Genomic DNA, 7,872 nt, shown 5'->3' with positions numbered 1-7,872 from the left:
GCTGCGGATACCGAAAACGATCGGTCAAACGATCTCGATTATCGGCGCGCTTATAATCGGACAAGCGGCTGTGCAGGCCGGACTCGTCTCCACGCCGATGGTCATCGTCGTCTCCATAACGGGCGTGGCGTCGTTCATCATCCCGCACTACGAGCTTGGGCTCACATTCCGGCTGCTGCGTTTTCCCATCATGCTGCTGGCCACTACCTTCGGGTTATTCGGCATGATTATCGCGGTGTTTCTCATTTATTTGCATCTGGTTACGCTGCGCTCGTTCGGTACCCCGTATTTGGCGCCGATTGCGCCTTTTATCGGCAAAGACATGAAGGATTCGCTTTTCCGCGCGCCGTGGTGGAAGTTGAGGACAAGGCCGTATTTGTACGGCGTGGGCAACCGGACAAGAATGGCCAAAACCGAAAGACCGATAAGTGGAGAGGAGGAGGATTAAGGTGGCATCCGTGATGCGGCGATCGGTCGCCATGTTTCTCTTGCTTGCTTTTATTCCGCTGCTCGGCGGCTGTTGGTCAAGAATAGAGATCAACGATCGGGCTTTTGTAACCGGCGTGTTCGTAGATAAAGGGAAGGAGCCGGGTACGCTTGAGCTGACGCTGGCCTTCCCGCTGCCTAACCGGCTTTCGACCGATGTGCAGACGGGCCCGCAAAGCACCGGCCAGCCATATGCGACGGTCACGAAGCAAGGGGTAAACTTCGCGGCCGCTTTGCGTAAAATTCAAGCCGATTTAACGAGGCGGATCGCTTGGGGGCATACGCGCATTGTCGTTATCGGCCGGGAGCTGGCGGAGGAGGGGATCCGGCCGGTTCTCGAGTTCGTTGCCCGGCAGCCGTCTTTTCAACTGAAGACATTTGTAATGGTGGCTCCCGAAAAAGCATTGGAAATAACGAAGCTTACCCCGGTATTCGAGCGAACTCCTTACGAGGTGCTTCGGGAGTTCGGCGCTCAGCCGGCACTGATCGCTACGAATGTGAGGGACTTTCTGACCGCTCTTGATGACGCTCCGGATATGTATGCGAATTTGCTTACGTTCGGAGAAACGGAAATGGTCAGTGAGAAGGGAAAAAGGAGCCCATGGGCGGGAACGTACGGCGCAGCCGTATTTCGCGAGGGACGTATGGTCGGAACGCTCGATGTCGACGAGACGAGAGCGTTATTCTGGATCGAAGGAGGGATGAAAAACTCCTTAATTACGGTTCGAATGCCGGATAACGGAGAGCTGGTCAGCGTTCTTTTCGTGCCGAGCAAGCCGTTAATCAAGCCCAAGCTAGAGGGAGACGGGCGCATCGTGTTCGAAATTTCGATTCGCGGGGTCGGGGACATCGTCTCATCGGAATCGGATATGGATTTGGTCAGCAGCGAAAATATTAAATACATCCAAAAACGATTCAGCTCCCAACTGGAGGATTACATGCTCAAGGGGCTGACCGAAACGCAAAAATATGGCTCGGACGTGCTTCAGCTAGGGAAATTCGTAAGCTGGCGCTATCCGAAAAAATGGGAGCAAATCAGCCGAAACTGGCGTGACGTGTATAAAGAAGAAGTGAGCTTCCGGCTTCACGCCGATTTGGAAATTACGAGGCTCGGCAAAGAAACGAATCCGCTTTGGGTGAAGCTGAAGCCAAGTGAGTAACGGAGCGGCGAATACAGGAGAGGAAGTGACAGGTTTGTTTACTGCGGTTCTGTTCAGCCTAATTGCCGTATATGAATGGAGATTTTTGCGCAAGAGAGGCCGCAAGCCCAAAACATACGTTAAGGTATTCGCCGTTTTGCTCGTTTGTTTTACGTATAATTTTTTGCTGGAATGGTTTAGAAGACTCCCAAGCCCGAATCTCCTGATCGAATGGATATTCGGATCGCTCGTCCGTGTATTTGTTTGAAATTCCTAGGAAATGGGGTGCGTAACCGCCGAATTGCCCCATGTCCCGGTAAATGCAGGCAACCAACCGCTAAGGCAGCCGTTTGATTCGAAGGAAAGGAGCGGGTATATGGAACGTATTACGCAATCGCAGCTCATGCGGCTGTTCACGATATTTCTGTTTTCTTCACCGGTCATATTCCTGATCGCTCCGATGACGGAGATAGGCGGCTTTCAAGCGTGGATAGGGCTGGTCGTCAGTTATGCCCAAGGACTGCTGGTCGCATATTTCAGCATTAAGCTTGGACGTATCGAGCCGACGGTTCAATGGTTCAAATTTGGCGGAAGAATTGTGGGCAAGTGGATACACGTTCCGATCGTACTGATGATCAGTCTTTTTTCCATTTATTTGAGCTCCATTGCTCTTAGAAGATATATCGATTTCTTCGCCTCCATTTATATGCCGGATACGCCGACGTGGGTGCTCGGCATCGTCATCGCTATTTGCGCCGCTCTGGCGGTTCGTTCCGGACTCGAGGCTATCGCGCGTTTTGCGGGCAGCGTCTTTTTCCTGACTATTTTGTTCGGCATCCTTGTCCCCTTCTTCGTCGGCAAAGAACTGCAAACCGATATGGCCGTCGCTTTCGTCAGCCACTACGATTTCAAGCAAATTATGCTGACCAGCGTTTATGCGTTTCCTTGGTGCGGAGAGATGTTTTTCGTCCTCATCCTGGTCGCGAACGTAAAAGAGCCGCGAAAAACGATGCGCTCCATGCTGATCGCCGCTTTATTATCGATGATGTTCATTATTATGACCTGGCTTTTCTGCATGATGCTGTTCGGGCCCAAGCTTACCGGGCATTTGACTTACCCCGTGCTTGAAATGCTGCGTTTTATCCGCATCGGCGATTTTTTGGAGAACGTTGATCCGCTCCTGGTATCGTGGTGGACATTGTGTATGCTCGTAAAAGTAAGCCTGTTTCTATACACAGGCACGCTCGGGATATCGTATTTGCTGAATATGCGGGATTACCGGCCGCTTTCTTTTTCGTTAAGCATTTTCATGACGGGACTGGCGATGGGGATTGCATCCAATTACGGGGAGCTGGAGGAGTTTCTCAAATCGTTGCCATGGACGGTTATCATTTATACGTTGGAATTGCTTCTTCCGGTCGTGTATTTAATCGTTTACCGTTTGAGGGGACGAAAGCTGTCGCCGGAGCAGCAAAATAAATGACATCGCGCATCCATCGGCATATTTGTTATGATGGTAACGGGGGAGCGTAGTGCAAGCTTTCCGTGCGGAGGGAAAAGGATATGCCGATAGTAGACGTCGCAATCGATCGTGCCGGTTATCCCGGGCGCGAGGGCGTTATAAACGATATTCATTTTGCAATTGAGGCTGGGGAATTGGTAGGGCTGATCGGGCCGAACGGAGCGGGGAAAAGCACGACGATCAAGGCGATTCTGGGCCTGCTGCCGGACGTGGCGGGCCGTATTCAATTTGCGGATCCGAGCGGAAGGGTTGCGTATATCCCCGAGCATCCGGTGCTTTACGATACGCTAACGTTGTGGGAGCATCTGGAGCTGGCGGCTTCCGCGCTGGAGATGGATGCGGAAACGTTCGAGGATAGAGGCATGAGGCTGCTGAAGCAGTTCCGGTTAACGGCGGTCAAGCATCATTTGCCGTCTTCTTTCTCCAAAGGGATGCAGCAAAAAATGATGCTCATCATCGGCTTTCTTCAGAAGCCCGATCTGTACATTATCGACGAGCCGTTCATCGGACTCGACCCGAAGGCGACCAAAGATTTTATGAACATGCTGCACGAAGAACGTAAACGCGGGGCCGGCGTGCTCATGTCCACGCATGTTTTGGATACCGCAGAAAGGCTTTGCAATTCGTTCGTCCTGCTCGCGGACGGGCAGCTCGTTGCGGCAGGGGATTTGGATGCGATACGCGATCAATGCGGGATGCCGGGCGAATCGCTGTTCGACTGCTTCCACTCCCTGCTCGATCTTGCCGAGCCGCCGCAAGGAGGCGAAGCGGGCCGATGATGACCGTCAAGAAGCTATTTTGGCGGCGCGTGCGGGAAGAGTGGGCGTTCCAATGGAGCGTATGGCGTCTTGCCGTCGACTGGGTCGTCGCCTTGTATGTAGTCATTCCGGCATTGGCGTTTGCGGGTTATCATTATCTATTGTGGTGGAAACGGTCTCCCGAATGGTTTGCGTTTATTCCATATGCGGTTATTGCCATTATTTTATTCATATGGACGAATATCGGGACGATACGATACTTCTTGCAAGAGGCGGATCAGCTGGTGCTGCTGCACACGAAATGGGTACGCAGGCTTATGCTGAATGGCGTCTGGTACTCATTCGGCTTCCAAGCGATAACGGCGGGGGCGGTCGTCGGCCTGACGCTGCCGCTGCTGCATCATGAATACGCCATGTCCTGGCTCAAAGTGTTTGTGCTGATAGTTTTTATGGTTGCTTTCAAAATGACTGCGAGTTTGCTGCGTCAGCAGGCGTCGATCCGTTATGCCGGCTTCAGGCGTTTGCTTGCCGCCTCCGCGCTGTTCGCCGTCGAAGCGGCTTCGTTCCTGGCGGTCGTGCTTACGATGCGCACCGGCGTATTGTACGGAGCTGCCGCATGCGTCGCGCTTCTGGCGGTATTTCCGTGGCTGCTTCGCCGCAGGTTGTCCCGTAAAGGCGCTTTCCATCACGACATCGAGCGCGAACGGACCGAACGGATGAAGCTTGCCGCCGTCATGCTTGCGCAATATGTCCAGAAAAAATCGCGGATCGCGCGCAAACGGCCGCTGCTGTTCCGCTCCTCGAACCGGCTGTTCCGTTCGCGTACGCAGGTTAACGGGCTGACGGAGCTGAGCGTGAAATCCTTTTTCCGCAGCAAAGCGAGTATGAGCGTATACATTCGGCTTGTTATGATTTGCTGCGGCAGTATTGCGGTCATGCCGGCCGCAGGCAAATGGATACTCTGGTTCGGCTCCGGCTTGCTTCTAAGCTACTATATTAAGCTGTTTGTGAGAGATGTGGGCGAAGAGCCTTTCCTGAAGCTGTTCCGCTGGCGGGACAGCGCGATACTGGAAGCCCGCAAGAAGGCTGTTTTCCTGATTATGCTTCCGGGCTTTTTGTTGGTTGGGGCTGTGCTTGGCACCTTCGCCTTTCCTTGGTGGGGGGCGTTATGGATGACGCCTGTTTCCGCTGCTGTCGGTTATGCTTTTGCGGAGACGATCGGCTCGTTTGGGAAGTAATAAGAATGAAAAAGTCATACTGCCCGTTGCTTCGGGGGATGGCTTTTTTTGCGTTGCGATCGGAAAATTCGGCAAACGCTTGGTACGGCTGCGTCTATGGGCGAGGTCTTGCCGCAGCGGTATCATTTGCCGCGGAAAATCGGCTATTTTTGACCGGGGGCGTCAGACAAGCTGTCATTTATGCGTTATTTAAGTAGGTGTTCCAATATATCCCATCCATACATGCGAACGGCCGTTTGGAATCATGGCTTCGCGTAAAGCCGGACGGGAAAAAGGCGGGGGTTACATGGGAGTACCGAAGGGACTGAGGGCTGCTGCAAGGGAAGGCAGGCCGATTGAATACGAAGCGGAACGCAAAGCGTTCAAACGTATGCTGTGGAACACGCGCTTCACGAATTTGAGGACGATCGCTGCGGCAATTGCCGCCATATTGCTGGCGGGCCTTTTGTATATGATGGCGGTCTCCGCTTATTACAACATTTCCGGCAAAAGCGCCGATTTCGATCGATTCGTGGCGACGTTAGTGGAAACGCACGAAACCGGATTGCGCGTGGACCAGACTACTTACCCGGTCTCGGCGACGCTTACGCCTTGGCTGACCCAGCGAACGAAGCTGAAGCTGTTCCGGCAGGTCGGCAGTTGGGAAGCCGCGGCAGGCGAGGTGCATGCCTCCAAAGGATTGTTCGGAAGCGTTCGGTACGAGCTGCGGCTTTCATCTCCGTTATCGCTTGCGGGCGAGCCGTTTTCATTCCTTGTTCCGAACGAGCTCCATGGCAATCGGGCAGCCGCCCCGGCTTCGTACGACAGCACTCCCGTATGGGATCAGCTAAGCCATATCGGGGACGGTCATGTAGCCGAAATGGCGTTTGCGCTGCGCAGCGGCATGAAACCGGAAGAGCTGTTTAAGATGGTAAACGGCGTCGGAGTTCGCCTGCTCAATATGCCGGTCTACGCAGGGGAGTTGAAAGAGATAACAAAGCTTTCTTATTCGAGCTCCGGCGGCGATTATTGGCTGCCGCATCTCAATTTGCGTCCGTACAAAACCTATTACAAGGGCGGTACAAGCTCTGTGAAATGGTTAGGCGACGAGGCGATTTTGCAGCGGTCGGCCGAGCAGATGCTGCTGGATTTGGAATGGCTAACCGCTAAAGCGCCATATGAGGACAGGGAATTGACAAGCAGCGGCTTGCGTATTTGCGGACTAACGGCGTGACCGTATACGGAGCGGTCGTTACCGGACCGGTGCGGGAGCTTGAGAAGCTCCGTACGTTTGCTGAGTTTCATCATTTTCAGCTGGGACGTATCGAAGTTTGGAATTGGCGATAATTGGATTCGTTTACGGGGCATTTTTAATCGCATTGTAATCTGTCTTTAAGTTTCAATTAAGCTGGCCGGGGTAAGCTTGTATTGTAAGATAAGCTACATACAAGGAGTGTGACTCGATATGAAACGTTCCCGCAAAATGATTGCCGCAGGTATTGCGCTCACGCTGGCGCTCGGCGGCGGCGCAGCCTATGCCGCGTCCGAAAGCTCATCGTCGCCGGCGCCGTCCGCTGCAGATCAGCAAACCAATAAAGCGGGCAAAGCCGAGATGAGAGGGAAATTTGCAGCCGGCAAATCGGGCAAAATCGCCATTCATCCGAAGCAGCAGCTTAGTGCAGCCGCCACTGCGCTCGGTATGGAAGAGGAAGCGGTCCGCACGGAGCTCAAAGCGGGCAAATCGCTCGCCGATCTCGCCAAGGAGAAAGGCGTGGCAGTCGATACCGTTATCGCCGCACTCACCAAGGATGCTGAAGAGAAAATCGACAAGCAGGTCGAAGCGGGCAAGCTGACTGCGGAGCAAGCTGCGACGGCTAAGCAGAAAGCAGCCGAGCAAGCGAAGCAAGCCGTGGAGCAAACAGGCTTCGCGGACTTCGGCGGCGGACGCGGACACGGCTTCGGTCCCGGCGGCAAGCATGGCGGCGGCGGGCTGGGCATCAACGCGCCGCTCGATAAAATAGCCGAAATCGTCGGCCTGTCGGTGGAAGATTTGCAGAAGGAGCTGGAAGCCGACAAATCGATCGCGGATATCGCGCTGGAGAAGGGCATCTCCAAGGACCAGCTGATCGCGAAGCTGCAGGAGCTGACGAAGCCGGCGCTCGAGAAGTTCGTCGATCATAAAGGCGGCTTCAAAGGCAAAGTGATGAAGAAGGATGCTGCCGCCGAGCAACCTACTGCGACGGAATAGCCGGAGCCGCATGCGGCAGGGCTAGCATGGCATGTGAGCATATACAGCGCCGGGAGTAATGCGAGCACAAGCAGGGCTGTGCCGGGAGCCGGGAAGTACTGCGAGCATAAGTAGCGCTGTGCCGCGCGCCGGTAAGTAACGAGCGCAGCGTATGACCACCGTGCCCGTTCTGAGAAGTGCGCACGATGGCGAATAATGGATGAAGGAACAAGCCTTCGATAAAGAATAAACCTTCGACCTCGTACTTTATTGGGGAAGGAGGTTTATTTTATCGTTGCATGATGATAATCTCGAAGATTCGTATGGTTTATCTGGAGAATCCCTCATAACGTCCCAGTACACGTAGTTCCAAGTAAAGAAGCCGCGCATTAACGGTTCCGACTCCGCAACGATAGTTCCAGTTTGATTTGTCTAGGTTGCAAGCTATACACTAACTGGAAAAACTCAGACTGTTTAGAAAGTCCTTATTTTACCACGGCAGCGCGTTAATATGATATAATAA

At 53.6% G+C, this 7,872-nt stretch carries 9 protein-coding genes; all 9 read left to right on the top strand.

From position 1 onward, the window contains the following. Window positions 1–448 (top strand): spore germination protein (locus tag DQG23_RS41480; protein ID WP_146762490.1); only part of this gene is annotated, 448 nt, incomplete at its 5' end. A gap of 1 nt (window position 449) precedes the next feature. Then, window positions 450–1,646, top strand: coding sequence for a Ger(x)C family spore germination protein (locus tag DQG23_RS41475; protein ID WP_113036933.1), 1,197 nt, complete (start codon window positions 450–452; stop codon window positions 1,644–1,646). Next, entirely contained in the window at window positions 1,639–1,893 is a 255-nt protein-coding gene (locus DQG23_RS41470) for a hypothetical protein (RefSeq protein ID WP_146762489.1), read from the top strand. Before DQG23_RS41475 ends, DQG23_RS41470 begins: the two co-directional genes overlap by 8 nt. Window positions 1,894–2,001: 108 nt before the next feature. Further along, a complete protein-coding gene (locus DQG23_RS41465; protein ID WP_158560974.1) occupies window positions 2,002–3,108 on the top strand; it encodes a GerAB/ArcD/ProY family transporter in 1,107 nt (368 codons plus the stop codon). 80 nt (window positions 3,109–3,188) lie between these two features. Further along, on the top strand, window positions 3,189–3,926 hold the full coding sequence (locus tag DQG23_RS41460; RefSeq protein WP_113036930.1) for an ABC transporter ATP-binding protein: 738 nt from the start codon (window positions 3,189–3,191) through the stop codon (window positions 3,924–3,926). Next, window positions 3,923–5,143: an ABC transporter permease gene (locus DQG23_RS41455; protein WP_158560973.1), complete on the top strand. Its 1,221-nt coding sequence runs from the start codon at window positions 3,923–3,925 to the stop codon at window positions 5,141–5,143. The genes DQG23_RS41460 and DQG23_RS41455 overlap by 4 nt, the downstream gene beginning before the upstream one ends. 286 nt (window positions 5,144–5,429) lie before the next feature. Further along, window positions 5,430–6,356, top strand: coding sequence for a hypothetical protein (locus tag DQG23_RS41445; RefSeq protein WP_113036927.1), 927 nt, complete (start codon window positions 5,430–5,432; stop codon window positions 6,354–6,356). Then, window positions 6,338–6,469, top strand: a complete 132-nt coding sequence (locus tag DQG23_RS41440) for an anti sigma factor C-terminal domain-containing protein (protein WP_158560972.1) — start codon at window positions 6,338–6,340, stop codon at window positions 6,467–6,469. The genes DQG23_RS41445 and DQG23_RS41440 overlap by 19 nt, the downstream gene beginning before the upstream one ends. Before the next feature lie 118 nt (window positions 6,470–6,587). Continuing rightward, a complete protein-coding gene (locus DQG23_RS41435; protein WP_113036925.1) occupies window positions 6,588–7,370 on the top strand; it encodes a hypothetical protein in 783 nt (260 codons plus the stop codon). Window positions 7,371–7,872 lie beyond the last annotated feature (502 nt).

Origin of the sequence: Paenibacillus contaminans, from assembly GCF_003285015.1 — a bacterium.
Taxonomy (GTDB): Bacteria; Bacillota; Bacilli; order Paenibacillales; family NBRC-103111; genus Paenibacillus_V; species Paenibacillus_V contaminans.
Note: the sequence above shows the minus strand (reverse complement) of the source record. Positions and strands in the feature narration are given on the sequence as shown.